The organism is Streptomyces sp. B8-7 (assembly GCF_058833805.1).
In genome coordinates this window covers 1,930,745-1,956,039 of the sequence record NZ_JBYRRL010000001.1, presented here as the reverse complement: position 1 = coordinate 1,956,039, position 25,295 = coordinate 1,930,745, and the positions used below count along the sequence as shown (strand labels likewise).

Annotated in this window: 25 protein-coding genes and 2 pseudogenes; 11 read left to right on the top strand and 16 right to left on the bottom strand. The window is 73.8% G+C overall.

Annotation, left to right across the window (positions count from 1 at the left end; translation table 11 throughout):
- The first annotated feature begins 28 nt into the window (after positions 1–28).
- Genes AC5K6T_RS08225 through AC5K6T_RS08215 form a run of 3 tightly spaced genes read left to right on the top strand, consistent with a single transcriptional unit; the run spans position 29 to position 2,665 of the window.
- Positions 29–1,411 (top strand): ferredoxin reductase family protein, encoded by a 1,383-nt coding sequence (locus tag AC5K6T_RS08225; RefSeq protein ID WP_493206971.1) that lies wholly within the window; start codon positions 29–31, stop codon positions 1,409–1,411.
- A 32-nt stretch (positions 1,412–1,443) separates the two neighbouring features.
- The gene (locus AC5K6T_RS08220; RefSeq protein WP_493206969.1) at positions 1,444–1,878 is read left to right on the top strand and encodes an FMN-binding protein; all 435 of its coding nucleotides are present in this window, start codon (positions 1,444–1,446) and stop codon (positions 1,876–1,878) included.
- Positions 1,879–1,927: 49 nt separating this feature from the next.
- A complete protein-coding gene (locus AC5K6T_RS08215; protein WP_493207419.1) occupies positions 1,928–2,665 on the top strand; it encodes an FAD:protein FMN transferase in 738 nt (245 codons plus the stop codon).
- 383 nt (positions 2,666–3,048) lie between these two features.
- On the opposite strand, the gene AC5K6T_RS08210 is transcribed toward AC5K6T_RS08215, so the two are convergent.
- From AC5K6T_RS08210 to argC, 5 genes are all read right to left on the bottom strand, one after another.
- Positions 3,049–3,588 carry an arginine repressor gene (locus AC5K6T_RS08210; RefSeq protein ID WP_493206967.1) on the bottom strand — a complete coding sequence of 180 codons (540 nt, stop codon included), beginning with the start codon at positions 3,586–3,588 and terminating at the stop codon, positions 3,049–3,051.
- Between the two features lie 18 nt (positions 3,589–3,606).
- A complete protein-coding gene (locus tag AC5K6T_RS08205) occupies positions 3,607–4,800 on the bottom strand; it encodes an acetylornithine transaminase (protein ID WP_493206965.1) in 1,194 nt (397 codons plus the stop codon).
- On the bottom strand, positions 4,800–5,702 hold the full coding sequence (gene argB, locus AC5K6T_RS08200) for an acetylglutamate kinase (RefSeq protein ID WP_493206963.1): 903 nt from the start codon (positions 5,700–5,702) through the stop codon (positions 4,800–4,802). Before argB ends, AC5K6T_RS08205 begins: the two co-directional genes overlap by 1 nt.
- Positions 5,699–6,850 (bottom strand): bifunctional glutamate N-acetyltransferase/amino-acid acetyltransferase ArgJ, encoded by a 1,152-nt coding sequence (argJ, locus tag AC5K6T_RS08195; protein ID WP_493206961.1) that lies wholly within the window; start codon positions 6,848–6,850, stop codon positions 5,699–5,701. The genes argB and argJ overlap by 4 nt, the downstream gene beginning before the upstream one ends.
- Before the next feature lie 88 nt (positions 6,851–6,938).
- Positions 6,939–7,967, bottom strand: a complete 1,029-nt coding sequence (gene argC / locus AC5K6T_RS08190; RefSeq protein WP_493206959.1) for an N-acetyl-gamma-glutamyl-phosphate reductase — start codon at positions 7,965–7,967, stop codon at positions 6,939–6,941.
- Between the two features lie 364 nt (positions 7,968–8,331).
- Between argC and AC5K6T_RS08185 the strand changes: the two genes are divergently transcribed.
- Positions 8,332–8,697, top strand: coding sequence for a DUF6314 family protein (locus AC5K6T_RS08185; RefSeq protein ID WP_493207418.1), 366 nt, complete (start codon positions 8,332–8,334; stop codon positions 8,695–8,697).
- 35 nt (positions 8,698–8,732) lie between these two features.
- Here the strand turns inward: AC5K6T_RS08185 and AC5K6T_RS08180 are convergent, their stop codons facing one another.
- The 3 genes from AC5K6T_RS08180 to AC5K6T_RS08170 form a co-directional block, all read right to left on the bottom strand.
- A complete protein-coding gene (locus AC5K6T_RS08180; protein WP_493206957.1) occupies positions 8,733–9,329 on the bottom strand; it encodes a histidine phosphatase family protein in 597 nt (198 codons plus the stop codon).
- 73 nt (positions 9,330–9,402) lie between these two features.
- Positions 9,403–9,843 carry a GNAT family N-acetyltransferase gene (locus tag AC5K6T_RS08175; protein WP_493207417.1) on the bottom strand — a complete coding sequence of 147 codons (441 nt, stop codon included), beginning with the start codon at positions 9,841–9,843 and terminating at the stop codon, positions 9,403–9,405.
- A gap of 19 nt (positions 9,844–9,862) precedes the next feature.
- Entirely contained in the window at positions 9,863–11,338 is a 1,476-nt protein-coding gene (locus AC5K6T_RS08170) for an aminotransferase-like domain-containing protein (RefSeq protein ID WP_493206955.1), read from the bottom strand.
- Here AC5K6T_RS08170 and AC5K6T_RS08165 point away from each other — a divergent pair.
- Positions 11,337–12,284: a DMT family transporter gene (locus AC5K6T_RS08165; RefSeq protein WP_493206953.1), complete on the top strand. Its 948-nt coding sequence runs from the start codon at positions 11,337–11,339 to the stop codon at positions 12,282–12,284. The two genes, AC5K6T_RS08170 and AC5K6T_RS08165, sit on opposite strands and share 2 nt — an antisense overlap.
- Positions 12,285–12,371: 87 nt before the next feature.
- Positions 12,372–12,569, top strand: coding sequence for a DUF1918 domain-containing protein (locus AC5K6T_RS08160; protein WP_493206951.1), 198 nt, complete (start codon positions 12,372–12,374; stop codon positions 12,567–12,569).
- A gap of 7 nt (positions 12,570–12,576) precedes the next feature.
- On the opposite strand, the gene AC5K6T_RS08155 is transcribed toward AC5K6T_RS08160, so the two are convergent.
- The gene (locus AC5K6T_RS08155) at positions 12,577–13,854 is read right to left on the bottom strand and encodes a glycoside hydrolase family 10-like protein (protein ID WP_493206949.1); all 1,278 of its coding nucleotides are present in this window, start codon (positions 13,852–13,854) and stop codon (positions 12,577–12,579) included.
- Positions 13,855–14,026: 172 nt separating this feature from the next.
- On the opposite strand from AC5K6T_RS08155, the gene AC5K6T_RS08150 reads away from it, so the two are divergent.
- From AC5K6T_RS08150 to AC5K6T_RS08140, 3 genes are all read left to right on the top strand, one after another.
- Positions 14,027–14,887, top strand: a complete 861-nt coding sequence (locus AC5K6T_RS08150; protein WP_493206947.1) for a 3-hydroxybutyryl-CoA dehydrogenase — start codon at positions 14,027–14,029, stop codon at positions 14,885–14,887.
- Between the two features lie 386 nt (positions 14,888–15,273).
- Positions 15,274–15,534 (top strand): type II toxin-antitoxin system VapB family antitoxin, encoded by a 261-nt coding sequence (locus AC5K6T_RS08145; protein WP_493206945.1) that lies wholly within the window; start codon positions 15,274–15,276, stop codon positions 15,532–15,534.
- Positions 15,531–15,944 carry a PIN domain nuclease gene (locus AC5K6T_RS08140; protein WP_493206943.1) on the top strand — a complete coding sequence of 138 codons (414 nt, stop codon included), beginning with the start codon at positions 15,531–15,533 and terminating at the stop codon, positions 15,942–15,944. Before AC5K6T_RS08145 ends, AC5K6T_RS08140 begins: the two co-directional genes overlap by 4 nt.
- 519 nt (positions 15,945–16,463) lie before the next feature.
- On the opposite strand, the pseudogene AC5K6T_RS08135 reads toward AC5K6T_RS08140, so the two are convergent.
- Both AC5K6T_RS08135 and AC5K6T_RS08130 read right to left on the bottom strand, forming a co-directional pair.
- Positions 16,464–16,550, bottom strand: a pseudogene (locus AC5K6T_RS08135) (hypothetical protein); the annotation flags it as partial.
- Between the two features lie 136 nt (positions 16,551–16,686).
- Entirely contained in the window at positions 16,687–17,037 is a 351-nt protein-coding gene (locus AC5K6T_RS08130; RefSeq protein WP_493207415.1) for a hypothetical protein, read from the bottom strand.
- Positions 17,038–17,398: 361 nt separating this feature from the next.
- Here AC5K6T_RS08130 and AC5K6T_RS08125 point away from each other — a divergent pair.
- Together AC5K6T_RS08125 and AC5K6T_RS08120 are read left to right on the top strand one after the other, a co-directional pair.
- Positions 17,399–17,485 (top strand): annotated as a pseudogene (locus AC5K6T_RS08125) (3-hydroxyacyl-CoA dehydrogenase family protein); the annotation flags it as partial.
- 182 nt (positions 17,486–17,667) lie between these two features.
- Entirely contained in the window at positions 17,668–17,925 is a 258-nt protein-coding gene (locus AC5K6T_RS08120) for a hypothetical protein (protein ID WP_493206941.1), read from the top strand.
- Positions 17,926–18,008: 83 nt separating this feature from the next.
- Here the strand turns inward: AC5K6T_RS08120 and AC5K6T_RS08115 are convergent, their stop codons facing one another.
- From AC5K6T_RS08115 to pheS, 5 genes are all read right to left on the bottom strand, one after another.
- Entirely contained in the window at positions 18,009–18,560 is a 552-nt protein-coding gene (locus AC5K6T_RS08115; protein WP_493206939.1) for an NUDIX hydrolase, read from the bottom strand.
- 130 nt (positions 18,561–18,690) lie between these two features.
- Positions 18,691–20,031, bottom strand: coding sequence for an NsdA family TPR-like regulatory protein (locus AC5K6T_RS08110; protein ID WP_493206937.1), 1,341 nt, complete (start codon positions 20,029–20,031; stop codon positions 18,691–18,693).
- 304 nt (positions 20,032–20,335) lie between these two features.
- The gene (locus AC5K6T_RS08105; protein WP_493206935.1) at positions 20,336–21,406 is read right to left on the bottom strand and encodes a PP2C family protein-serine/threonine phosphatase; all 1,071 of its coding nucleotides are present in this window, start codon (positions 21,404–21,406) and stop codon (positions 20,336–20,338) included.
- 195 nt (positions 21,407–21,601) lie between these two features.
- A complete protein-coding gene (gene pheT, locus AC5K6T_RS08100) occupies positions 21,602–24,115 on the bottom strand; it encodes a phenylalanine--tRNA ligase subunit beta (protein ID WP_493206933.1) in 2,514 nt (837 codons plus the stop codon).
- Positions 24,115–25,236, bottom strand: a complete 1,122-nt coding sequence (pheS, locus tag AC5K6T_RS08095; RefSeq protein ID WP_493206931.1) for a phenylalanine--tRNA ligase subunit alpha — start codon at positions 25,234–25,236, stop codon at positions 24,115–24,117. Before pheS ends, pheT begins: the two co-directional genes overlap by 1 nt.
- Between the last annotated feature and the right edge of the window lie 59 nt (positions 25,237–25,295).

The following is a 25,295-nucleotide window of genomic DNA, read 5'->3' as shown; positions in this document are numbered from 1 at the left end:
GACAGGTCTTGGCCTTCCCGGAGGAATCGTGACCACCACCCTCGCAAGCGGCCGTGCCGCCCGGCGGCAGACCATGCGCCGGATCCGCCCCCGCCGCTCCCCCGCGGTGCCGCTGCTGCTCGCCCTGTGGGCTGGGGCGGCCGGGGTGCTGTGGCTGTGGTGGGACAACACGCCGGCCGTCACGGACCGGGCGGGCTGGATCCTCAACGCGGGCCGGATCACCGGGCTGCTGGCCGGCTACCTGATGGCGCTGGTGGTGCTGCAGATGGCCCGGGTGCCCGCGCTGGAGCGGCGGGTCGGCTCCGACCGGGTCGCCCGCTGGCACGCCATGACCGGCCGCTACACCCTCTGCCTGGTCCTCGCGCACGTCCTGCTCACCATGTGGGGCTACGCCCTCCAGGCCGGCCGGGGTCTCGCCGACATCGTCGCCCAGACCGTGGACGCCGTGACCGGGCTGCCCGACATGGGCAAGGCCGCCGTCGGCACCGTCCTGCTGCTGCTCATCGGGCTGGTCTCGATCGGCCCGGTGCGGCGCAGGATGCCGTACGACACCTGGTACCACGTGCACCTGATGACGTACGCGGCGGTGTTCCTGACGTTCTGGCACCAGCTCGCCACCGGCAACGACTTCGCGGTGCAGCCGGTGGCCAGGACCGCCTGGACCGGCCTGTACGCGGCCGTCACGCTGCTGCTGCTCTGGTACCGGGTGCTGACCCCGATCCGGCTGAACCTGACGCACCGCATGCGCGTCGAGGCGGTGATCGAGGAGACGCCCGGCATCGTCTCGGTGCTGATCAGCGGACGCAAGCTGCACCGGATGGGCGCCCAGGCGGGCCACTTCTTCCGCTGGCGGTTCCTGGCCCCGGGCATGCGGTTCAGCTCGCACCCGTACTCCCTGTCGGCGGCGCCCCGCCCCGGCCTGCTGCGGATCACCGTCAAGGCGATCGGCGACCACAGCTCCCGGCTGCGCGACCTCCCGCCCGGCACCCGGGTGTGGGCCGAGGGCCCGTACGGGGCGCTGACCGCGCAGCGGCGCAGCCGCGGCAAGGTGCTCCTGGTCGCCGGCGGGGTCGGGATCACGCCCATGCGGGCCCTGTTCGAGACGCTGCCCGGCGCCGCCGGCGACATCACCCTGCTGTACCGGGCCAACAGCACCCAGGACCTGGCCCTGTGGAGCGAGCTGGCCGCGATCGCCGAGGAGCGCGGGGCGCGTCTGATGTACGCGGTCAACAGCCCCGACGGGGAGCGTCCGGACATCTCCGCGGAGTCCCTGCGGCGTAAGATCCCCGACGTCGAGGACCACGACGTGTTCCTGTGCGGGCCGCCCGGCTTCGCCCGGTCGGTGTACGAGGCACTGCGCGACGCGGGTATCCCGGCCCGGCGCATCCACCACGAGTCCTTCGAGATGTGATCTGCCCCTCGCGGGGCGACCCAGGAGCTGCGATGAAGAAGAACCGTCCCTGGCGGCGGGCCCTGCTGGCCACCGCCGCGACCGTGTCCGGGATCGTGCTGCTGCTGTCCCTGAAGCCGTCCGCGGACCCGGCCGTCGCGGCACCGCCCGTGCAGTCCGCCGCGGTGCAGGGCAGCGCCCCGCCGTCGGGCGCGTCCACCGTCACCGGTGAGGCCGCCCGCACCGAGTACGGCCCCGTCCAGGTCCGCCTCACCCTGGTGGACGGCAGGATCACCGGCGCCGAGGCCGTGCAGGCGCCCAGCGGCGGCCGCAGCACCGAGATCAACGGCACCGCCGTGCCCCGCCTCAACGAGGCCGCCGTGGCGGCGCAGAGCGCCCGGATCGACGCCGTGTCCGGGGCGACGTACACCAGCGAGGGCTACCGGCGGTCCCTGCAGTCCGCGCTGGACCAGGTGTCCGGTGCCTGACGACCGGGCCGCCCCGGCCCCCGCGGCGGTGCGCGGCACCGAGGAGGTCATGGGGACGGTCTTCTCCTTCGACGTCCGCGGCGGGGACCCCGGGGCGGTGGGGGCGGCCCTGGCCGACGTCCGGGCCGGACTGCACCGCGTCGACGCGCTGTTCAGCACCTACCGGGCCGACAGCCAGCTCTCCCGCCTGGCCCGCGGCGAACTGCCCCTGGACGCCTGCGACCCGGAGGTCGGCGAGGTGCTGGCCCTGGGTGCCGAGGCGGAGCGGCTGAGCGAGGGCTGGTTCAGCCTCCGCTGGGGCGGGTCCCTGGACCCCACCGGCATCGTCAAGGGCTGGGCGGTGGAGCGCGCGGCGCGCGGACTGCTGGCGGCCGGCGCGGGCGGGGTCAGCGTCAACGGCGGCGGCGACGTCCAGCTGCTGGGGGCTCCGGAACCGGGCCGGCCGTGGCGGATCGGGGTGGCCGACCCGCTGCGCCCCGGCGGGCTGGCGGCGGTGGTCTCGGCGGGGGACGCCGCCGAGCTGGCCGTGGCCACCTCCGGCACCGCCGAGCGCGGCGCGCACATCACCGACCCGCGCACCGGACGGCCGGCGGTGACCGACCTGACCGCGGTGACGGTCGTGGGCCCGTCGCTGACCTGGGCGGACTGCTGGGCGACGGCCGCCTTCGCGATGGGGTCGCGGCAGGGGCTCGCCTGGCTGGAGGCGCTGCCGGACACCGAGGCCCTGCTGATCACGGCGGGCGACGAGGTGCGCTGCACGGAGGGCCTGGCCGCCTGGCTGGGCTGAGCCGGGCGGGGCCCGGCCACAGCGGGGCGGGGCCGTACCGGGCGGGACCGCGCGCTCACCGCACCGTGCGGGGGCGGCCGGGGCAGGACCCGCCGTGCGGGGGCGGGCCGGGGCGGGACGGCGTCGGCCGGGACACCGGCGGGCAGCACCGCGGCGGTCGCCGGCCCGCGGTGGACTCCGGTGCACGGGGCTGCGGGCGGTCACCCGCCGGACGGCGGAGGACGGGGTGGTGGGCAGGGACGGGGTGGTGGGCAGGGGCGGCCGGGACACCGGTGGCCGGGTCCGCGGGCGGTCGCCCACGGCCCGCCCGGTGCGCCGGCGTTGTACAGGGCCCGTCGGGGCCCGTCGGGGCCCGACGGGCCGGGTGCCGCCGGGCGGCCGCGTCAGTGGCCGTTCTGCGCGAGCCGCAGCAGATGGTCGGCCAGCGCCTGTCCCCCGGTGGGGTTCCGGCTGATCAGCAGCAGCGTGTCGTCTCCGGCGATGGTGCCCAGGATGTCGTGCAGTTCGGCCTGGTCGATGGACGAGGCGAGGAACTGCGCGGCGCCGGGCGGGGTGCGCAGGACCACGAGGTTGGCGGAGGCCTCGGCGGAGATGAGCAGTTCCTGGGAGAGCCGCCGCATCCGCTCCTCCTTCGCCGACTCCCCCAGCGGGGCGCGGGGCGTCCGGAACCCGCCCTCGCTGGGCACGGCGTAGATGAGTTCGCCGTCGGTGTTGCGGATCTTGACGGCGTTCAGCTCGTCGAGGTCCCGGGACAGCGTCGCCTGGGTGACCGTCAGCCCGTCGTCCGCGAGCAGCTTCGCCAGCTGGCTCTGCGACCGCACCGGCTGCCGGTTGAGGATGTCCACGATCCGCCGGTGGCGTGCGGTGCGGGTCTGGGGCACGGCCGGCCCGTTGGGCGATTCGTGGTCCTGCGCCTGGCTCATCGTCGTCTCATTCTCCGGTCATTCTCCGGCTCGTCCGTCCCCGTTCACGGCAAGGATGCCCGGCAGCGCCTGAAGCAGCGCCTCCACTTCCCTGTCGGTGATGTTCAGCGGCGGCATGAGCCGTACGACATCGGGGGCGGGCGCGTTGAGCAGGAAGCCGGCGTCCTGAGCCGCCTGCTGCACCTGGGGCGCGAGCGGCTCGGTGAGCACGATACCCAGCAGCAGGCCCGCACCCCGGACATGCGAGACCAGCGGGTGGCCGAGCGCCTCGACGCCGGAGCGCAGCGCCTCGCTCTGCCGCTTGACGTTCTCCAGCAGCCCCTCGTCCTCGATGGTGTCGAGCACGGCCAGGCCGGCCGCGCAGGCGACCGGGTTGCCGCCGAAGGTGGTGCCGTGGTGGCCGGGCCGCAGCAGTTCCGCGGCGCGCCCGAAGGCGACCGTCGCGGCCAGCGGCAGGCCACCGCCGATCTGCTTGGCGAGGGTGACCACGTCCGGCAGGACGCCTTCGTGGGCCTGGTACTCGAACCAGTGCCCGGTGCGGCCGACACCGGTCTGCACCTCGTCGAGGACGAGCAGCGCACCGTTCGCGGCGGTGATGGCGCGGGCGGCCTTGAGGTAGCCGGCCGGCGGGACGACGACGCCGTTCTCGCCCTGGATCGGTTCGACGATCACCAGTGCGGTGTCGGTGGTGACGGCCGCGGCGAGTGCCTGGGCGTCGCCGTAGGGGACGTGGGTGACGTCGCCGGGCAGCGGACGGAACGGGTCCTGCTTGGCGGGCTGCCCGGTGAGCGCGAGGGCGCCCATGGTCCGGCCGTGGAAGCCGCCCCGGGTGGCGACGATGTGTGTCCGCCCGGTGAGCCGGCCGATCTTGAAGGCGGCCTCGTTGGCCTCGGCGCCGGAGTTGCAGAAGAAGACCCGGCCGTCGCGGCCGAAGAGCCGCAGGAGCCGTTCGGCGAGCGCGACGGTCGGCTCTGCCAGGAAGAGGTTGGAGATGTGGCCGAGGGAGGCGATCTGGCGGCTGACGGCGTCGACGACGGCCGGGTGGGCGTGGCCGAGGGCGTTGGCGGCGATACCGCCGACGAGGTCGAGGTACGCGCGGCCGTCGGCGTCCCACACGGTCGCGCCCTCGCCCCGCACCAGGGCCAGGCGCGGGGTGCCGTAGTTGTCCATGAGCGCGCCCTGCCAGCGGGTGGCCAGTTCCTGGTTGCTCATCACTCCCCCTGATCGCTTCCGTCGGGCACGACCATCGTGCCGATGCCTTCGTCCGTGAAGATCTCCAGCAGGATCGAGTGCTGGACGCGGCCGTCGATGACCCGGGCGGTGCGCACCCCGTTGCGTACGGCGTGCAGGCAGCCCTCCATCTTCGGCACCATGCCGGCGGACAGGTCCGGCAGCAGTTTCTCCAGCTGGGAGGCGGTCAGCCGGCTGATCACCTCGTCGCTGTGGGGCCAGTCCTCGTAGAGGCCCTCGACGTCGGTGAGGACCATGAGGGTCTCGGCTCCGAGGGCCGCGGCGAGCGCGGCGGCCGCGGTGTCGGCGTTGACGTTGTAGACGTGCCCGTCGTCCTCGCTGCGCGCGATGGACGACACGACGGGGATCCGGCCGTCGGCGAGCAGTGCCTCGACGGCGCCGGTGTCCAGGGCGGTGATCTCGCCGACCCGGCCGATGTCGACGGGCCGGCCGTCGATCTGCGGCTGGTGCTTGACGGCGGTGAGGGTGTGGGCGTCCTCGCCGGTCAGGCCGACGGCCAGCGGGCCGTGCCGGTTGAGCAGGCCGACCAGTTCGCGCTGCACCTGACCGGCGAGGACCATGCGCACGACGTCCATGGCGTCCTCGGTGGTGACGCGCAGGCCCGCCCTGAACTCGCTGACGATGCCGTGCCGGTCGAGGGCGGCGCTGATCTGCGGGCCGCCGCCGTGGACGACGACGGGCTTGAGGCCGGCGTGCCGCAGGAAGACGACGTCCTGGGCGAACGCGGCCTTCAGGTCCTGGTTCACCATGGCGTTGCCGCCGAACTTGATCACGACGGTCTTGCCGTGGTGGCGGGTGAGCCAGGGCAGTGCCTCGATGAGGGTCTCGGCCTTCGGCAGCGCGGTGTGCTTGCGGGTGCTCATGACGAGTACGCGCTGTTCTCGTGGACGTAGTCCGCGGTCAGGTCGTTGGTCCAGATGGTGGCGGTGTCGGAGCCCGCGGCGAGGTCGGCGACGATGTGCACCTCGCGGTAGCGCATGTCGACCTTCTCGCGGTCCTCGCCGACGCCGCCGTTCTTGCAGACCCACACGCCGTTGATGGCGACGTTGAGGCGGTCGGGTTCGAAGGCGGCCCGGGTGGTGCCGATCGCGGAGAGCACGCGGCCCCAGTTGGGGTCCTCGCCGTGCAGGGCGCACTTGAGGAGGTTGTTGCGGGCGATGGAGCGGCCGACCTCGACGGCGTCGTCCTCGGTCGCGGCGTTGACCACCTCGATCCTGATGTCCTTGCTGGCGCCCTCGGCGTCGCGGACGAGCTGCTGGCCGAGGTCGTCGCAGACCTCGCGGACGGCCTCGGCGAAGGCCTCCTCGGCGGGGGTGATGCCGCTGGCGCCGGAGGCGAGCAGCAGCACGGTGTCGTTGGTGGACATGCAGCCGTCGGAGTCGACGCGGTCGAAGGTGACGCGGGTGGCGGCGCGCAGGGCGCGGTCCAGTGCGGCGCTGTCGACGTCGGCGTCGGTGGTGAGGACGACGAGCATGGTGGCGAGGCCGGGGGCGAGCATGCCGGCGCCCTTGGCCATGCCGCCGACGGTCCAGCCGTCGCGGGCGGCGACGGACGTCTTGTGGACGCTGTCGGTGGTCTTGATGGCGATCGCGGCCTTCTCGCCGCCGTGCTCGGACAGCTGGGCGGCGGCGGTCCCGACGCCGGGCAGCAGCTTGTCCATCGGCAGCGGGACGCCGATCAGGCCGGTGGAGCAGACGGCGACCTCGCCGGCGCCGACGCCGAGGACCTCCGCGGCCTTCTCGGCGGTGGCGTGGGTGTCCTGGAAGCCCTTGGGTCCGGTGCAGGCGTTGGCGCCGCCGGAGTTGAGGACGACGGCGGCCAGCTCACCGCCGGTGAGAACCTGCTGCGACCACAGGACGGGGGCGGCCTTGACGCGGTTGGAGGTGAAGACGCCGGCGGCGGCGCGGCGGGGACCGCGGTTGACCACGAGGGCCAGGTCCGGGTTGCCGTTCTCCTTGATCCCGGCGGCGATGCCCGCCGCCGTGAATCCCTGTGCTGCCGTGACGGTCACTGCGTCTCCTCGGTGGCTTGTCCGCCCGTGCCGGGCAGTGGTGCGGCGTTCGTCGTGGGGTGCGGCCCGGCCGCGGCGGGGGTCCGGCTCACGGTGCGACTCCGGTCGCGGTCAGGCCGGTGGTCTCGTCGAGCCCCAGGGCGATGTTCATGCTCTGCAGGGCGCCGCCCGCGGTGCCCTTGGTGAGGTTGTCGATGGCGCTGACGGCGATGACGCGGCCGGCCGCGGCGTCCAGTGCGACCTGCACCTGGGCGGCGTTGGACCCCTGGACGGAGCCCGTGGCGGGCCACTGCCCCTCCGGGAGCAGCCGCACGAAGGGCTCCTCGGCGAAGGCCTTCTCGTAGGCGGCGCGCACCGTCTCCGCGGTGACGCCGTCCCTCGCCTTCGCGCTGCAGGTGGCCAGGATGCCGCGGGCCATCGGGGCGAGGGTCGGGGTGAAGGACACGCTCACCGGCTGCCCGGCGACGGCGCCGAGGTTCTGCATCATCTCGGGGGTGTGCCGGTGGCCGCCGCCCACGCCGTACGGGGTCATGGAGCCCATGACCTCGCTGCCCAGCAGATGAGGCCTGAGCGTCCGGCCCGCGCCGGAGGTGCCGGAGGCGGCGACGACCACGGCCTCGTGCCCGGCGAGCCCGGCGGCGTAGGCGGGGAACAGCGCGAGGGTGACCGCGGTGGGGTAGCAACCGGGCACCGCGACGCGCTTGGACCCCTCCAGCGCGGCACGGGCGCCCGGAAGTTCGGGAAGGCCGTAGGGCCAGGTGCCGGCGTGCGGGGAGCCGTAGAACGCCTCCCAGGCGGCGGCGTCGGCCAGCCGGAAGTCGGCTCCCATGTCGACGACCAGGACGTCCGGGCCGAGCTCCGCGGCGACGGCGGCGGACTGTCCGTGCGGCAGGGCGAGGAACACCACGTCGTGCCCGGCGAGCGTCTCGGCGGTGGTGTCCTGGAGCACGCGGTCGGCCAGGGGCAGCAGATGCGGCTGGAGTGCGCCGAGCCGCTGCCCGGCGTTGGAGTGGGCGGTCAGCGCGCCGATCCGGACCTCCGGGTGGCCCAGGAGCAGGCGCAGCACCTCCCCGCCCGCGTATCCGCTCGCTCCGGCCACTGCCGCTCGTACCGTCATGGAACCCTCCTCCTGGATGGCATGACTATACGTTTCCTTGCACGTTTATGCAATCACGGTACCTGCGGGGGTCCGGCCCGTCGCGGGTTCTCCAGCGGCCCTCGACGGGTTCTCGGGCCGTCCCGGACGCGACGCGGCCGGAGCCGGGTCCGCCCCGCCCCGCCACAGGCCCCCGGCTCCCGCCGGGCGGCGCCGGTGGCAGACTCCTCGCAGGTGGGAAAGGCGAGGCCGCGGCGGGTCGCGCGGCGCGGACGGAAGGAGCCCGGCGGAGCGATGGACGCATTGTGGCCGGTGACGGACGTGTTCGCCTACCTCGCGGGGAGCCGGCGGGTGGAGCGGACCGCGACCGACCGGACGGACGGCGCTGCGGGCACGTTCACCGGAGCCACCCGCTCCACCCCGCCGGCGGCGGGCGGGTCTGCTGCACCGGGAGGCGGGCACGTGCGTCCGGCGGGGTACGCCGCGGCCGGCCGGGCGGACCCTGCGCTTCCTGCCGGGTGTGCGGCCCGGTACGGCGGACGTCCGGTTCGCCGGCGGCCGCCCCTTCCACGACCTGGACCTCACCGCGGGCCGGCACCTCGCCCGGCACCCGTGCGCGGCCGACCTGCACCGGGGCGAGTTCACCGTCACGGACGCGGGCCGCCGGCGGACGGTGGGGCGGGTCGGCGGACCGGCCAGGGACCTGCTGCTGGTCACCGACTACCCGCGCGGCACGGCAGCGGCTCCCTGAGGTCACGGCGCCCGCGGGGAGCGGCGAGCGGCACCCTACGGGCCCGGCGTCCGGCAGGCCGCGCCGTCCAGGCGGAGGTTCCACCGGCCGGAGCCGCCGGAGAGGGTGGTCGTGGACAGCGGGCGCACGTCGAGGTTCCAGTAGGAGCCGGGCGGTGCCTTCAGGGCGTACACCAGCGCGGCGCGGATGACCGAGGGCTCGGCGACCGCGACGATCCGGCAGCCGTCCTCGTCCGCCGGGCGGGTGTCCAGCCAGCCGCCGACCCGGGAGATGAAGGCCAGCAGCGACTCGCCGCCGTGCGGCACCGACCGCGGGTCGGCCAGCCAGGCGTCGACCGCGCCCGGCTCCCGCGCCATCGCCTCACCCAGGGTGAGCCCGCGCCAGCGGCCCATGTCGCAGTCGCGCAGTGCGAGCTGGACCAGCGGGGCGTAGCCGAGCGCGTCGCCGGTGGCACGGCTGCGCGGGGTGGGCGAGCAGTAGCGCAGGTCGGCGCGCGCGAGCGGCAGCAGTCCGCCCGCCACGTACCGGACCTCCTCCCAGCCCGCCTGGTCCAGCGGCCGGTCGTCCTGGAACCGCTCCGCGACCAGCGGGGATCCACCCGCGGCCGCCACGAAGGTGACCCGAAGTGCCATGCGGGGATGGTGTGCCGAGAAGGTGGGCAGGTCAAGAGCCGTTACCTGTGGGTTACCCAGGGTGCGCCGGACCTCACGGGGCGAAGAGGTGCACCATCCACCGGTCGGGGCGCTCCAGGGGCGCGAACCCGGCCCTGGCGTAGACCTCGTGGGCGTCGTGCGTGGCGAGCAGCAGGCGGCGCAGCCCGAGCGGCCGCAGCTCCTCGCGCACGGCGGCGGCCAGGGCGGTGCCGATGCCCTTGCCGCGCACCGAGCGGTCCACGTACACGTCGCACAGCCAGGCGAAGGTGGCCCCGTCGGTCACCACGCGCGCGTACGCCACCTGCTCGCCGGAGGCGCTGTCGTAGACCCCGAAGTTGAGCGAGTGGGCGATCGCGCGGTCCTGGGTCGCGCGCGGCCGGCCGGTGGCCCAGTAGGCGTCGGTGGACAGCCAGTGGTGCACCCGCGCGGCGTCGATGCGGGCGGGGTCGGTGGCGATCTCGTAGCCGTCGGGGAGGACGGAGGTGTCGTCCATGGCGGTGTCGTCCATGGGGTCAGCCTCGCAGTCCGTCACCGCGGGGGCGAGGGGGTTTCGGCCGGAGCGCCTCGTCGAAGGCGGCCCGCAGGCGCCGTACGCCCTCGGTGATCTCGGCGGTCCCGGCCACCGCGGCGAAGCTCAGGCGGAGGTGTCCGGCGGGGGGTTCGGCGCAGAAGTAGGGGCGGCCGGGGGTGAGGGCGACACCGGCGCGGGCGCCGGCCGCGGGCAGCGCGGCCTCGTCGAGGTCCTCGGGCAGCCGGGCCCACAGCTGGTAGCCCCCGGAGGGGATGTGGGGCAGGTCGAGTTCGGGCAGGTGCCGCCGCAGCGCGCCGGCCATCGCCTCGCGGCGGGAGCGCAGCGCGGCGCCGAGCGCGCGCAGGTGGCGGGGCCAGGCCGGGGAGCCGACCAGTTCCAGGGCGGCCTCCTGCAGCGGCCGCGGCACGAAGAAGGTGTCCACCACCTGGATGGCGCGCAGCCGCTCCAGCACCGGGCCGCGGGCGACGAGCGCGCCGACGCGGAAGCTCGGTGAGGTCGCCTTGGTCAGCGAGCCGACGTGGACGACGACGCCGTCGGGGTCGTCGGCGGCCAGCGGGGGCGGCAGCTCTCCGGCGTCCTCGTGGGCCAGCCGGCGGACGAAGTCGTCCTCGACCACGAAGGCGCCCGCCTCGCGGGCGATGCGCAGCACCCGGGCGCGCCGCTCGGGGGCGAGCACGGCTCCGGTGGGGTTCTGGAACAGCGGCTGGCAGACGAACACCCGGGCGCCGGTGGCCCGGAAGGCGTCGGTGAGCAGCTCGGGCCGTACCCCGTCGGCGTCGGTGGGGACCGGTACGGGGCGCTGTCCGGCCGCGCGGGCGATGGCCAGCATGCCCGGGTAGGTGGGCGACTCCACGAGGACGGGGGCGCCGGGCGGGGCGAGCGCGCGCAGGGCGGTGGTGAGGGCCGACTGGCCGCCGGCGGTGACGAGGACGTCGGCGGCGCTGACGCTGTCGGCGATGCCGCGCGCGAACCACTCGCGCAGTTCGGGCAGCCCCTCCAGCGGGGGCCGCCCCCACGCGCCGGGTCGCCGGCCGGCCCGGGAGAGGGCCGCGGCCATGGCCTTCTCGGGCTGGAGGCCGGGGTGCGGGTAGCCGCCGTTGAACTCGATCACGCCGGGCGGCGGCGCGGCGAGCGAGACCGTCACGCCGGAGGCGTCCACCGTGCGCGGGACGAGGTCGGCGGTGCCGGCCGCGCTGAGGGCGACCTCCTGCCAGGAGGTGTCGCCGGCCGCCGGGGGCGTCTCGCGCGGCCGGGCCCGGAACGCTCCGGCGCCGGGCCGGGTCACGACCAGGCCCTCGGCGGCGAGCCGGGCCAGAGCCCGCGAGACGGTGACCGGGCTGACCCGGAACCGTTCGACGAGGGCGCGGCTCGACGGCAGCTTCTCGCCGGGAGAGTAGCGGCTCAGCTCACTCCGCAGGACGGTGGCCAGTTCAGCGACGCTGCTACGCTCATGCATGAGAGCACAGAGTAGCGCTATTGCCCGGACTCGAATAGCGGTCGACGTTCCTCGACGGCCCGCCTCCGGCATCGTCCAGGCCGCCCTCGGCGTGACCGCCTTCTCCCTGACCTTTCCCGCGACCGCGTGGGGGCTGGAGGGGTTCGGGCCCTGGGCGCTGGTGGCGGTCCGCAGCGTGCTGGCCGGACTGGTCGCAGGCGGCTGCCTGCTCGCCGCGGGGCTGCGCGCCCGTGGCCCCCGCGGCCGGGGGCGGCTCGTACTGCCCGCGGGTGCGGACTGGGCCGGACTGGCGGTGGTCGCCGGCGGGGTGGTCGTCGGGTTTCCGCTGCTGACCACCCTGGCCCTGCAGACCTCCACCACCGCGCACGCCGCCGTGGTGGTGGGGCTGCTGCCGCTGACGACCGCGCTGTTCTCCGCGCTGCGCACGGGCGTCCGCCCCTCGCGCACCTTCTGGCTGGCGGCGCTGGCCGGGGCGGTCGTGGTCGCGGCGTTCACCGCGCAGCAGAGCGGCGGGGCGCTCACCGGCGCCGACCTGTATCTGTTCGCGGCGCTGCTGGTGTGCGCGGCCGGGTACACCGAGGGCGGCAGGCTGGCCCGGGTGATGCCCGGCTGGCAGGTGATCGGCTGGGCGCTGGTGCTGTGCCTGCCGTTCGGCGCGGCCGGTGCCGCGGTGGCCCTGTCCTACGAGCCGGCCGCGCTCACCGTGCACAGCGTGGCCGGAGTGCTGTGGGTGGCGGTGGGCTCGCAGTTCCTGGGGCTGGTGCTGTGGTACCGGGGTATGGCGTCCGTCGGCATCCCCCGCGCCAGCCAGTTGCAGTTGGCCCAGCCGCTGCTCACACTGGTGTGGTCGGTGCTGCTGCTGGGCGAGCACCTGACAGTGGCCGCACCGCTGACGGCCGCGGCGGTGCTGGTGTGCATCGCCGTGACCCAGCGGGCCCGTGGCTGAGCGCACCGTACGGCACGCTCTCCCGCACCCGTCCGCCGCGGGCCCGACGGCCACGGACCGCTGCTTCCGTCCCGTGAGGAGGCCCAGATGCGTGCAACCGTGGGCGACCAGCTTGTCCAGCACGGCAGGGTGGTCGGTCAACACGACAAGGTCGGCGAGATCGTCGAGGTGATGGGGCAGCAGGGCAACCCCCCGTACCGGGTCCGCTTCGAGGACGGGCACGAGGGCATCTGCTCACCCGGACCGGACACCGAGATCCGGCACCGGGACCGGCGGATGGCCTGACGGCACGTCAGCGCGGGGGCAGCGCCGGCCCCGGGTAGTGTTCGGCGACCACCCGCGCCAGCGCGCCGGCCCGGTCGGCGGCCACGTCCGCCCCCGCGAAGTAGACGTGGCCGCTCACCTCGGGGTGGCGACGGGCCAGCGTGAGATGCCGGGACAGCTCCGCCGGGTCCTGCCAGGCCGCAGGCTGCGCCGGATCACCCGCCTTGTACAGGGCTTCGCCGATGTAGAGCTGTACGCCCGTACCCCGGACAACCGATGACCACCACGGCACGAGGACGGAATAATTTGCCGGAACCTGCTGGTCAAGAGGTTGTGCCAACCAATACAACTGCGGGCACACGTAGTCGATCCAGTTCTCCCGCACCCAGGTGCGGGTGTCCGCGTACAGGTCGTCGTAGGCCTGCAGGGAGCGGGTGTCCGAGCCGCGCGGGTCGGTGTCCGCGTTGCGCCACACACCGAAGGGGCTGATCCCGAAGCGGGTGCCCGGGCGGGTCCGCCGGATCCCGGCCGCCATGTCGCGCACCAGGCGGTCGATGTTGTCCCGGCGCCAGGCGGCCCGGCCGGCGGAGCCGCCGCCGTGGGCGTCGTAGGAGCGCTGGTCGTCGAAGGTCTGGCCGGGCACCGGGTAGGGGTAGAAGTAGTCGTCGAAATGGACGGCGTCGACGGGGTACCGGCGTACCGCGTCCAGCATCGCGTCCTGCACGAACGCACGGACCTCGGGCAGCCCCGGGTCGTAGTAGAGCCGGCCCCCGTGAGCCACGACCCAGTCGGGGCGGCGGCGCGCGGGGTGGGCGGCGGCGAGCCGCCCGGGGTCGCCGTGGGTGGCGACCCGCAGCGGGTTGAACCAGGCGTGCAGCTCCAGGCCCCGTGCGTGTGCCTCCCGTACGGCCGTCTCCAGCGGGTCCCAGCCGGGGTCGCCGCCCTGCACACCGGTCAGCACCTGCGACCACGGCTCGTACGGCGAGGGCCACAGCGCGTCGGCGGCGGGCCGCACCTGGAGGATCACCGTGTTGAGCCGGCAGGCGACGGTCCGGTCGAGGTGGGCGATCAGCTCGGCGCGCTGCCGGGCCGCGGACAGTCCGGTGCGGGAGGGCCAGTCGCGGTTGGCGACGGTCGCCAGCCACATCCCGCGCATCTCCACGGCCGCCCGCTCACGGCCGGCCCCGGCGGTGCCCGCCGTCCCGTCCCGCCCGCCGCCCGGCCCGCCCGCGGCCGCGCCGCCGCGGCCGGCCGCCAGCCCCGACACCGCCGCCACCGCGAACGCGCGCCGCGACATCCGTCCCATCCGGGCACACTCCCTGCGCTGCGGATCCGCTCGCTCGCCGGCGGAGTCCCGGGCCAGGATGCCCCACCCCGCCGATCGATCATCGATACTTGAGGGTAACGTGCACGGACGGAGCAGTCGCGGGAAGCCCGCGGGCCTGCCACAGCCGTACACAAGCAGCGAAAGGGACGATGTGACAGACATCGAGCGCGTCGGAGTGGTGGGCTGCGGTCAGATGGGCGCGGGCATCGCCGAGGTCTGTGCCCGTGCCGGACTGGACGTCATGGTCGCCGAGACCACCGGCGAGGCCCTGGAGATCGGCCGTACCCGGCTGTTCAACTCCCTGGGCAAGGCCGCCGAACGCGGCAAGATCTCCGCGGAGGAGCGCGACGCCAGCCTGGCCCGGCTGAGCTTCACCACCGACCTGGGCGAGTTCGCCGACCGGGACCTGGTCATCGAGGCCGTCGTGGAGAACGAGCAGGTCAAGACCGAGATCTTCCAGGTCCTCGACCAGGTGGTGACCCGGCCGGACGCGATCCTCGCCTCCAACACCTCCTCGATCCCGCTGGTGAAGCTGGCCGTGGCGACCTCGCGCCCCGACCACGTCGTCGGCATCCACTTCTTCAACCCGGCCCCGGTGCAGAAGCTCGTCGAGCTGATCCCGGCGCTGACCACGTCGGAGGGCACCCTCAGCCGCGCCCAGATGTTCGCCGAGAAGATCCTCGGCAAGCACGCCATCCGCGCCCAGGACCGCTCCGGCTTCGTGGTGAACGCGCTGCTGGTGCCGTACCTGCTGTCGGCGGTCCGGATGTTCGAGTCCGGCATGGCGAGCCGGGAGGACATCGACAACGGCATGGAGTTCGGCTGCGCCCACCCCATGGGCCCGCTGAAGCTGTCGGACCTGATCGGCCTGGACACGGTCGTCTCGATCGCCGACTCGATGTACGCCGAGTACAAGGAGCCGCTGTACGCCGCTCCCCCGCTGCTGCAGCGGATGGTCGACGCGGGCCGGCTGGGCCGCAAGTCCGGGTCGGGCTTCTACTCCTACAGCTGACCTGCGTCTTCGAGTCCCAGCCCGCTGACCTACGACGCAACGTTGAGGGCCGCCACCCGGCATCCGGGTAGCGGCCCTCGGTGATCGTCTACACCTTCAGGGAGTTCTCAGGGGGTTTCCATCGGCTCTCACGGCCTCGGGACTGGTGGGCCCGCATGCTCAGGAGTCGCGTATTCGCCGAGACTGTCGGCCGATCGTCACCCTGTGCCGGTGCTCTGCGACACGATGATCGGCGTGGACACCGAGCTACTGATAGACGTCTGGCAGCGGCTTCTCGCCGACCCTCGCACGTCGTGGGTGCTGTTCGATGTGATCATTGGTCGCCGCGCTATGATGTGTGACTAGTGGCACAGGTTCCCACACGATCAACATGGGAGGTGGGTCGCGTGAGCGTGACCAACGTGGATCTGGACGACGACGCCCTGGCCGCCGCCGCTGAGATATTCGGCACGACCACCAAGCGCGACACCATCAACACCGCCCTACGCGAGGCCGTACAGCGCTACAAGCGGCGCGCCGCAGCCGAGCGCCTGGCCGAGCGGGCAGCGCGCGGAGAGTTTGATCCGACGCGCCGGGTATGGCAGGCACGTAAGGCCACCCAGCGCACCGAGGCTGCCGTACTCGACGGCCGCGAGGGCGCCGAGTGATCACATACCTGATCGACACCGGCGCATACGTCGACTTGGTGAGCGAACCCTCGATCCGGCGCCGCTGGGATGCCGAGATAGAAACGGGCGCCATCGGCATCTGCGAGCCCACGCGCGCGGAGATCCTTTACAGCGCGACCGGGCCCGCCGACCGTGACGAGATGGACGCGGACCTGTCGGACCTGTTCGGGCGCGTGGCGGTCCCCAAGGACGCATGGCGGTGGGTCGACTCGGCGCAGTACAAGCTGACGCAGAAGGGCCAGCACCGCAGCGCGGGAGCGATAGACCTCCTCATGTGCGCCACGGCCGTACACCATGGGCTGATCGTGCTGCACCGCGACAACGACTTCGCCACGGTGGCGCGGGTCCTGCCCGAGGTGGAGCAGCAGGATGTACGCGGCGGACCCTGACTGCTCTACCGACGGCGAACAGTCCTCGCGGTGGGGGGACATCGTATGGCCGGGGCCGTCGGGGACGCGATCTTGCTGCTCGAGCAGTGACGGGGCGCCGGCCTTCTCCGTCTGTCGCGCTGTTGACATTGCCCTTGCTGGATGCACGTCATGCGGCACGTTCGTACTCGTGGAGGATGCCGCCGAGTCGGTCGCCTCGGCGGATGCCGAGGCCGACGATCTGCTACGGATCGGCGATGGGTTGGGCAGCGGGCTTAGCGGTCGGGCGTTGGCGATGCCCTGGTGAGGCCGGTGTCCGTTGTAGAACTGCTCGAACTCTGTGCGTGCCGAGAACCATGTCCGTGCAGGTCGAGCGGCGTGTTGGTACTCGTGGACCACTCCGCCGAAGCGGTCGTGTCGACGTATGTCGAGGCGAGCGATCTCCCTGGAGTCGGTGATGGTTTCGGGGAGTGCGCGCAGCGGCGCGGCTGCCAGCAGGGAGCGGTGGGTGCGGTGCTCGTTGTAGAACCGCTCGTACTCGCGCCGGGCATGGCGCAGGTGGTGAGCGTTCCAGATGAGGGTGCGGTCGAGGAGCTCGCGGCGGAGGCTGAGCACCCATCTCTCCATGATCGAGTTCGTCCTTGGCATGCGGACGCCGGTGAACACGCTCTGGATGCCGACGTCGGCGAGGATCTCGTCGATCAGGGCAGGGTACTTCGCGTCGCGGTCGCGGATCAGGTAGGCGACGTGCGCGCCCACGTCCTCAAGGTCCATGACGAGGTTCTTGACCGCCTGGGTCACCCAGCCCTCGGTGGGGTGCGCGGTGGTGCCCAGGACGCGGATGCGGCGGGTTGCGTGCTCGATGACGGCCAGCTTGTACTGCCGCTGCCCGGTCAGGGTGATTGTTTCGATCAAGTCCATGGCCAGCAAGGCGTCGGCCTGGGGGCGCAGGAAGCCGGCCCAGGCAGTCGCGGTCCGTTCCGGAACGGACAGGTCCCGCCGGCCTCCTCGACGAACGCATCCACCGGCGCCATGTCCGTCCACTCCACCGGAACGAGCACCTGCGTCCCTGCTCATCCAGGGCCAGCACCACGTCCCCGCGCCACGAGTTCATCCGCTCCAGGAACTCGAACGCCTCGCCGGACCGCGGGTGGAACGGATGGACCAACCGCACACGTCCATCGTCGACGCGGGGAACGAGCGCATCCGACGGTGAATGCCAACGCCGCCGCGGAAAGCTGGTTCGCCATCCTGAAAGCCGAGATCGGGACGACGGTGTGGGAGACCCGCGAGGCCGCCCGGGCCGACGTTTTCCGTTACGTCGAGGTCGAGTTCAACCGCAGCCGGCTCCGTCGGCACCCCGACTACGGGTACGTCACCCCGCTCGAAACGCGATCCTTGCTCAGGCTGAACCTCGTCCCGGCTGCGTAAACACCCGCTGTCCAGTTCGCAGGGGGAACTTCAGGGCGGTTCAGTACGCCGCTCCCCCGCTGCTGCAGCGGATGGTCGACGCGGGCCGGCTGGGCCGCAAGTCCGGGTCGGGCTTCTACTCCTACAGCTGACTACCCAGAGTCGCCCCCGCGGGCCCGGCACGCTCCTCGGTGCCGGGCCCGCGGCATTCGCACACCGTGTGCGCACCGGGCCCGCATATGCCGTTCGCACACCCTCCCCACGCGCCCACCAGGCGAGTTCACTCTTGATGCATGTGCAAGGGATGAGATCCCCTACGGAAAGGAGCGGACACGTGACCGCCGATCCCGAGCATCCCGTGGTCCATGGAGAACTCGCAGAGTTACGGCGCCGCCTCGATGTGTCGAACGCACGGGTCGAGGGCGGGCTGACTCTGCTGACGCATCGCACCGAGGAGACCGCGAAGGAACTCGACGCGCTGCACACGCGGCTCGTCACCCTCGAGCACGCCCGCTGGCCGCTGCCCTCGGTCGCCGCCCTCGCGGCCGCGGGCGCTCTCCTCGTGACCCTCTGGCAGGCACTGGGCCGCTGAGCGGGGCACCCCGCCGCGGGAAGCGCGCCCGCCTCCGGAGCCGGGCAGGGCGGGTGGACCTGCCCGGCCGGTGCGGGGCGGGATCAGCCCCGGGACGGGGCGTCCTGGCCCAGCCTGAGGTGGTGCAGTAACAGCAGCGCGGCCGCCATGTTGGCGGCCGGGACCTCGCCGCGGGCGACCAGGTCGGGTACGACCTTGAGGGGTATCCACTCCCGGCGGTCGGACTCGAAGTCGTCCACGGGGTGTCCGACGTACTCACCCCGGTCGGACCAGTAGATGTGGTGCCGGGCGTCGGTGAGGCCGTTGGACGGCTCCACCGTCATCAGATGGCGCAGGGCCCCCGGCCGCCAGCCGGTCTCCTCCTCCAGTTCCCTGGCGGCCGCGCGGGCGACGTCCTCCCCGTCCTCGACGACGCCGGCCGCGAGCTCCCAGCCCCAGCTGTCGGTGATGAAGCGGTGCCGCCACAGCAGCAGCACCTCGTTGGCCTCGTTCACGACCGTGGCCACGGCGACGGGCCGCAGCCGGATCAGGAAGTGGTCGAGATGCCGGCCGTCGGGCAGCTCGACATCCGCGAGATTGACCCGGAACCAGCGATTTGAGTACACAGTCTGTTCGTTTCTCTTCACCCACTGCACGGTTCTGCCACCTTCCGTCGGGTTGGTGGCAATATCGCAGCAGGAGCGAGGCGACAGCAGGCTCAGGGCCGGGCGATGGCGGCGCGGCGGGCGCACGGGAGCAGGGTGAAGCCCGGCGGCCGCCCGGGGGTCACAGCGGTACGCGCAGGGCCCCGTCGATGAGTTCGGCGGCCTCGGTGGTGCCCGCGCAGCCGCTGCCCACCAGGTGCTCGCGCACCGCCCGGAGTCTGTCGCGCAGCCGCTGCGACTCCATCCCCCGCGCCTGCTCGGCCATCTGCACCGCGGTGGCCACCGCCTTGTCGGCGTTCCCCCGGCGCAGCTCGATCGTGGTGAGCATGGCCAGCCGGTGCACCCGGCCGCGGTCGTGGGCCGGGGTGTCGACGGCGGCCAGGGCGTGCTCCGCGGCCGCCCGGACCTCACCGAGGCTGAGGAGCGCCTCCGCCACCTGCACGTTGACCAGGCCGGGCTGGACATAGCCGGTCTCGTCGGGCTCGCGTCCGCGGTGGATGCGTGCCGCGGCCGTCTCCGCGCGCCGGATGCAGGACAGCGCGCTCGTGCCGTCGCCGAGGTGCGCGTACGCCTTCGCCTGCATCGCGTAGAGGTCGGACCCCAGCGCGGGCGTGATGTGGGGGCCCGCGGTCCGCAGCGCGGCCTCCGCGAAGGCCACCGCCTGGCGGTACTCGCACATGAACAGCGACTGGTTGACCAGCAGCGCGATCACGTACGCGCCCAGCCCCCGGTCTCCGCTGGCCTTCGCCAGCCTGAGCGCCTGGTGGAAGTACCGCTGGGCCAGGCCGTGCGCGTCGGAGTCGTACGCGCAGATCCCGGCGATCGCGACCAGCCCGCCGGTGGCCCGGTGCAGTTGACGGCCCGTCGCGTCGGTGTAGCCGCCCCGCAGCAGCGGGGCGGCCTCGGCGTTGAGGAACCCGACGACCCGGCTGCGCGTCGCGACGCCGCCGGCCTTGCGGTACAGCTGCTCGTAGTGCGTCCGGGCGGCGCGCAGCATCTCCAGGTCGGACGGGGTGACGCGGTGCCGGCCGCCACGGGAGACGTCCACGTCCTCGGGCGGGTTCTCCCACTCCCACACCGGCATCACCGCGGGAGTGCCGGTGACCGCGGGAGCGCCGAGGATGTGCGGGCGCTGCTGCTCGTCGGAACGCCACAGCGCGGTGGCCCGTTCCACGAACCCCGACAGCGAGCCGGCGTGGAGGCCGGCCGGTTCGCCGGGGACGCCGAGGCCGATGTCGTCGAGCGTGACGGGCCGCTGCAGCCGTACCGCGAGCACCTCGCAGATCAGGTCGGGCACCTGGCCGCGCGGGCGCTGCCCCTTCAGCCAGCGGGCCACGGCGGTGTGCTCGTACCGCAGGGCCAGACCGCGGGCCCGGCCCGCCTGGTTGACGTGTGCGGCGAGCCCGGCGTGGGAGATCCCGGCCTCGTCCAGGATCGCGTCGAGCAGGGTGTTGGGCTGCATGGGTGCCCCCCGATGACTGGTGCCGGACAGAGTAGTGGGTGTGTCTTCACACGGGGTGTGAACGGAGTGCCCGAATCCGCAGGGTGTGCGCGCTGTCGCGGAGCGTTGCGGGCGGGTTGACTGGGTCGCCTCGCAAGAGGCCGGCCGGGCCGCCGGCTCCCCCTCGTACAGTGCGGCGGTCCGCTTCCCGCCGTCCGCCCGGCCGCCTGCCCGACACTCCGCGGCGGGGCGGACGGCCTGCCGGCCTCACCCGGCGGGCCCGGACCGCGGTGCGGCGCGCCCCGGGCTGCTGCGGGGCCGCGGCCTAGGGAACGGTGGGCTGGGGCCGCGGGGCGGCGTCCCGGGCGGTTCCGGGCGTCCCCGGCGGCGGGGGCGGCGCGCTCGCCCGGTCGTTGCGCAGGACCAGCAGGGCTATGTCGTCCGTGGTGCGACCGCCGGTGTGGTGGAGCAGGGAGCGCAGCACGGTCCGCACCAGGGCCCGCGGACCGGTGCCGGCGCCCCGGGTCAGCGCCAGGCGCAGGTCGAAGAACCGGCCGCGACCGTCCCGGGCGTCCTCCGCGCCGTCCGTGTAGAGGACGAGGCTCTGCCCGCCCAGCAGGCGCCCGCAGGGCAGCGCGGCCAGGTCGGACGGCAGCGGGAACGGGCCCAGCGGTGGCAGCGGGTCCTCCGCCACCAGGGGCTCCGCACCGGCGGCGGAGAGCCGGTAGGGCCAGGGGTGGCCGCAGTTGAGGGCGTGCACCTCGCCGTCCCGGCGGATCTCCAGCAGCACCAGCGTCACGAACTCCTCGGCGACCGGGTCGGCCGCGGGCGGGCCGGCCGCCGCCCCGGACGCCGGGTGCTCGCCGCGGGCCCGCTCCCGCAGATGGCGGGCCAGGGCCCTGTCCATGCGGCGCAGCAGCCGCCCGAGGTCCGGCTCGTCGTGCGCGGCCTCCCGGAAGCTGCCGAGCACGGCGGCGACGGTGGTGAGCGCGGCGAGGCCGTGGCCGCGTACGTCGCCCATCACCGCGCGGACACCGTGCTCGGTGGCGACCACCTCGTACAGGTCGCCTCCGACGCACGCCCCGCGGTCGGCGGAGAGCTGGGCGGCGGCGGTGCCCAGCCCCGCCACCCGCGGTGGCAGGGGACGCAGCAGCACGCTCTGCGCGGTGCGGGCCACACGGCGCGCCTGACGCAGTTCCCGCAGCAGCAGCCACCGAACGTGCAGTATCAGCCCGGTGCCGACGGCGAAGAACACGGCGCTGGTGGCGACCCGCGCAGCGAGCCCGGACGGCTGTTCCACCGGCCAGGCCAGTTTGTAGACGACGGCCAGGGCTCCCCACAGCGTGGGTGGCCCCAGCACCTGGGCTCCCCGCAGCGGCCGCCTGATACGGATCATGTCGTTGGCCCCCCGTCCAGGCCCTGACGGCACAGATCGACCGGCCCCGAAAGGCCGGTCCGATTCTGTCCACGTCATGGCCCGAAGGGGCCACTGCGCCCGGGATTTGCCACCCGGACGAGTGAACGAGGGGGGACGGAACGACGAAACCGGCCCCGCACGGTGGCGGGGCCGGTCACACGACGTGCTGCGGGGTCAGCCGCGCAGGACGGCTCCCGTGCGGTCGCCCGCGCGGGCGACCGCGGCGTCGCGGGCGGCCGAGGCCTCGTCGACCGTCAGCGTCCGGTCGGGCGCCCGGAACCGCAGCGCGTAGGCGAGCGACTTGCGGCCCGCGCCGAGCTGGTCGTCGTTCTCGTACACGTCGAACAGCCGGATCGCCTCCAGCAGTTCGCCGGCGCCCTCCCGCAGCGCGGCCTCGACCTCGGCGGCCGGCACCGGCTTGTCCACGACGAGGGCGACGTCCTGGGTGGCGACGGGGAACGCGGAGATGCCCGGAGCCTGCGGCGTGCCGTCGCCGGCCCGCTCCAGCGCGTCCAGATCCAGCTCCATCGCACAGGTCCGCTCGGGCAGCCCGAACGCCTTCACCACGCGCGGGTGCAGCTCGCCGGCGTGCCCGACGACGGTCTCGGTGCCGTCGGCGTCGATCACGAACTCGGCGCAGCGGCCCGGGTGCCAGGGCCCGTAGACGCCCTTGCGGACGGTGAGCGCGGTGCCGGCCTCGCGGGCGACGGCACGCCCGGCCTCGACGGCGTCGGCCCAGTGGGCCGGACGGCCCCCGCCCCACCAGCCGGCCTGTTCGCGGGCGCCGGCGAGGACCACGGCCACATGGCGGGGCTGCGCGGGCAGCGCGGCGTCCAGCGCGGCGATCTCCTCGTCGGTGGGCCGGCGGTCCACCGGCAGGTGCCCGGCCACGCGCTGCTCCTCGCGCGGCTGGAAAACCAGCCCCGTCTCGAACAGGGCGAGGTCGTGCGAGCCGCGGCCGTCGTTGCGGCGCAGCGCGCCCAGCAGGCCCGGCAGCAGCGTCGTGCGGAGCGCGGGCTCCTCGTCGTTGAGCGGGTTGACCAGCTTCACCACACGGCGGGCCGGGTCGGCGGCGTCCAGGCCGAGCTGGTCGAAGACCCGCTCGGCGACGAACGGGTAGCTGGGCGCCTCGACGTAGCCCGCGCCGGCCAGGGCGCGGCCGACGCGGCGGTGCAGCCGCTGGCGGTGGGTGAGGCCGCGGCCGGCGGGCGGCCTGGGCAGCGTGGAGGGCAGGTTCTCGTAGCCCTCCAGGCGGATGACCTCCTCGGCGAGGTCGTTCGCCTCCAGCAGGTCGGGGCGCCAGGACGGGACGGTGACGATCAGCTCGTCCTGCCCGTACACGTCGCAGCCGGTCTCCTGCAGGCGCCGCACCACGGTCTCGCGGCCGTAGGTGACGCCGGCGACCTGGTCGGGGTGGTCGGCGGGGAGGGTGACGGTGTGCGGCGCGGACGGCGCGACGACCTCGGTGACGCCTGCGTCGGCGGTGCCGCCCGCGAGCAGGACCAGCAGGTCGACGGTGCGCTGTGCGGCGGCCGCGGCGGCGGCCGGGTCCACACCCCGCTCGAAGCGGCGGGAGGCCTCCGAGGAGAGCCGGTGGCGGCGGGCCGTCCGGGCGATGCACACGGCGTCGAAGTGCGCGGCCTCGATCACGACGTCGGTGGTGGCGTTCTCGACGTCGTCGTGGTCGGCGATCTCGGTGTTGGCGCCGCCCATGACGCCGGCCAGGCCGATGGGGCCGCGGTCGTCGGTGATGACGAGGTCCTCGGCGTGCAGGGTGCGCTCGGTGCCGTCGAGGGTGACGAGCTTCTCGCCCTCCTCGGCCCGGCGGACGCCGATGGTGCCCCGGACCAGGGTGCGGTCGTAGGCGTGCAGCGGCTGGCCGAGCTCCATCATCACGTAGTTGGTGACGTCGACGGCGAGGGAGATCGGGCGCATGCCGACCTTCTGCAGGCGGCGCTGGAGCCAGATCGGGGAGCGCGCCTCGGGGGCCAGGCCGGAGACGGTGCGGGCGGTGAAGCGGTCGCAGCCGGCCGGGTCGGCGACCTGGACCGGGTAGCCGTAGGCGTTGGGGCCGGGCACGTCGAGCAGGGCCGGGTCGCGCAGCGGCAGGCCGTAGGCGATGGCGGTCTCGCGGGCGACGCCGCGGATGGACAGGCAGTCGCCGCGGTTGGCGGTGACGGCGATGTCGAGCACCTCGTCGACGAGTTCCAGCAGTTCGACCGCGTCGCGGCCGACCTCGGTCTCCGGCGGCAGCACGATGATGCCCTTGGTGCCGTCGTCGCCCATGTTCAGCTCGTCGCTGGAGCAGATCATGCCGCGGGACATCCGGCCGTAGGTCTTGCGCTCGGCGATCTGGAAGTCGCCGGGCAGCACGGCGCCGGGGAGGGCCACGACGACCTTGTCGCCGACGGCGAAGTTACGGGCGCCGCAGATGATCTCCTGCGGTTCGCCGGTGCCGTTGGCCCGGCCGACGTCGACGGTGCAGAAGCGGATCGGCTTCTTGAACTCCGTCAGCTCCTCGACGGTCAGCACCTGGCCGACGGCGAGGGGGCCCTTGAGGTCGTGGCCGAGGCGCTCGACGGTCTCGACCTCCAGGCCGGCCGCGATGAGCCTGGCCTGGACGTCGCGGCCGGTCTCGGTGGCCGGCAGGTCGACGTACTCCCGCAGCCAGGAAAGCGGGACCCGCATCAGATCTCCATCCCGAAGGGCCGGGTGAACCGGACGTCACCTTCGACCATGTCTCGCATGTCATCCACGTTGTGGCGGAACATCAGCATCCGCTCGATGCCGAACCCGAAGGCGAAGCCGCTGTACTTCTGCGGGTCGACGCCGCAGGCGGTCAGCACGCGCGGGTTGACCATGCCGCAGCCGCCGAGTTCGATCCAGCCCTCGGAGGAGCAGGTGCGGCAGGGCCGGTCGGGGTTGCCGACGGACTCGCCGCGGCAGACGTAGCACACCATGTCCATCTCGGCGGACGGCTCGGTGAAGGGGAAGAAGTTCGGGCGCAGCCGGGTCTTCATGCCCTCGCCGAACAGGGACTGCACCATGTGGTCGAGGGTGCCCTTGAGGTCGGCCATGGTGAGGCCCTCGTCCACGGCGAGCAGCTCGACCTGGTGGAAGACGGGGGTGTGGGTGGCGTCCAGCTCGTCGGTGCGGTAGACGCGGCCGGGGCAGATCACGTAGACGGGCAGCGCCCGGTCGAGCAGGGAGCGGATCTGCACCGGGGAGGTGTGGGTGCGCAGCACGACACCGGACTCGGAGCCGCCGTCGGGGCCCTGCACGAAGAAGGTGTCGGCCTCGCCGCGGGCGGGGTGGTCCGGGCCGATGTTGAGCGCGTCGAAGTTGAACCACTCGGCCTCGGCCTGGGGGCCCTCGGCGACCTCGTAGCCCATGGCCACGAAGATGTCCTCGATGCGCTCGGAGAGGGTGGTCAGCGGGTGACGGGCGCCGGCCGGCACACGGTCGTGGGGCAGCGTGACGTCGACGTCCTCCTCCACGAGCACGCGGGCGTCCCGTTCGGCCTCCAGCTCGCCCTGACGGGCGGCGAGGGCCTTGCTGACGACGCCGCGGGCCTGGCCGACGAGCTTGCCGGCGGCGGCCTTGGCGTGCGGGGGCAGGGCGCCGATCTCGCGGTTGGCGAGGGCCAGCGGGGAGGCTCCGCCGGTGTGGGCGGTCTTGGCCTCCTGGAGCGCGTCGAGGGAGTCCGCGGCGGCGAAGGCGGCGAGCGCCTCGTCCCGCATGCGCTCGATCTCTTCCGGTTTCAACGCCTCGACCTCGACAGGGTCGTACGACTTATTCGGTGCCGACATCTCTTCCCGTGCTTCCGATTGGCTGGCGGATGGTCCCCGTGACCGGCCGGTGCACAGCG

Excerpts from the sequence above, each read along its gene's own strand:
- AC5K6T_RS08165 (WP_493206953.1), top strand. The coding sequence starts at position 11,337 with ATGAGAGCACAGAGTAGCGCTATTGCCCGGACTCGAATAGCGGTCGAC.
- AC5K6T_RS08175 (WP_493207417.1), bottom strand. The coding sequence starts at position 9,843 with ATGGACGACACCTCCGTCCTCCCCGACGGCTACGAGATCGCCACCGAC.
- pheS (WP_493206931.1), bottom strand. The coding sequence starts at position 25,236 with ATGTCGGCACCGAATAAGTCGTACGACCCTGTCGAGGTCGAGGCGTTG.
- AC5K6T_RS08180 (WP_493206957.1), bottom strand. The coding sequence starts at position 9,329 with ATGGCACTTCGGGTCACCTTCGTGGCGGCCGCGGGTGGATCCCCGCTG.
- AC5K6T_RS08205 (WP_493206965.1), bottom strand. The coding sequence starts at position 4,800 with ATGAGCAACCAGGAACTGGCCACCCGCTGGCAGGGCGCGCTCATGGAC.
- AC5K6T_RS08160 (WP_493206951.1), top strand. The coding sequence starts at position 12,372 with ATGCGTGCAACCGTGGGCGACCAGCTTGTCCAGCACGGCAGGGTGGTC.
- pheT (WP_493206933.1), bottom strand. The coding sequence starts at position 24,115 with ATGCGGGTCCCGCTTTCCTGGCTGCGGGAGTACGTCGACCTGCCGGCC.
- AC5K6T_RS08105 (WP_493206935.1), bottom strand. The coding sequence starts at position 21,406 with ATGATCCGTATCAGGCGGCCGCTGCGGGGAGCCCAGGTGCTGGGGCCA.
- AC5K6T_RS08130 (WP_493207415.1), bottom strand. The coding sequence starts at position 17,037 with ATGAACTCGTGGCGCGGGGACGTGGTGCTGGCCCTGGATGAGCAGGGA.
- AC5K6T_RS08220 (WP_493206969.1), top strand. The coding sequence starts at position 1,444 with ATGAAGAAGAACCGTCCCTGGCGGCGGGCCCTGCTGGCCACCGCCGCG.
- AC5K6T_RS08215 (WP_493207419.1), top strand. The coding sequence starts at position 1,928 with ATGGGGACGGTCTTCTCCTTCGACGTCCGCGGCGGGGACCCCGGGGCG.
- AC5K6T_RS08155 (WP_493206949.1), bottom strand. The coding sequence starts at position 13,854 with ATGGGACGGATGTCGCGGCGCGCGTTCGCGGTGGCGGCGGTGTCGGGG.
- argB (WP_493206963.1), bottom strand. The coding sequence starts at position 5,702 with ATGAGCACCCGCAAGCACACCGCGCTGCCGAAGGCCGAGACCCTCATC.
- AC5K6T_RS08170 (WP_493206955.1), bottom strand. The coding sequence starts at position 11,338 with ATGCATGAGCGTAGCAGCGTCGCTGAACTGGCCACCGTCCTGCGGAGT.
- AC5K6T_RS08110 (WP_493206937.1), bottom strand. The coding sequence starts at position 20,031 with ATGCAGCCCAACACCCTGCTCGACGCGATCCTGGACGAGGCCGGGATC.
- AC5K6T_RS08210 (WP_493206967.1), bottom strand. The coding sequence starts at position 3,588 with ATGAGCCAGGCGCAGGACCACGAATCGCCCAACGGGCCGGCCGTGCCC.
- argC (WP_493206959.1), bottom strand. The coding sequence starts at position 7,967 with ATGACGGTACGAGCGGCAGTGGCCGGAGCGAGCGGATACGCGGGCGGG.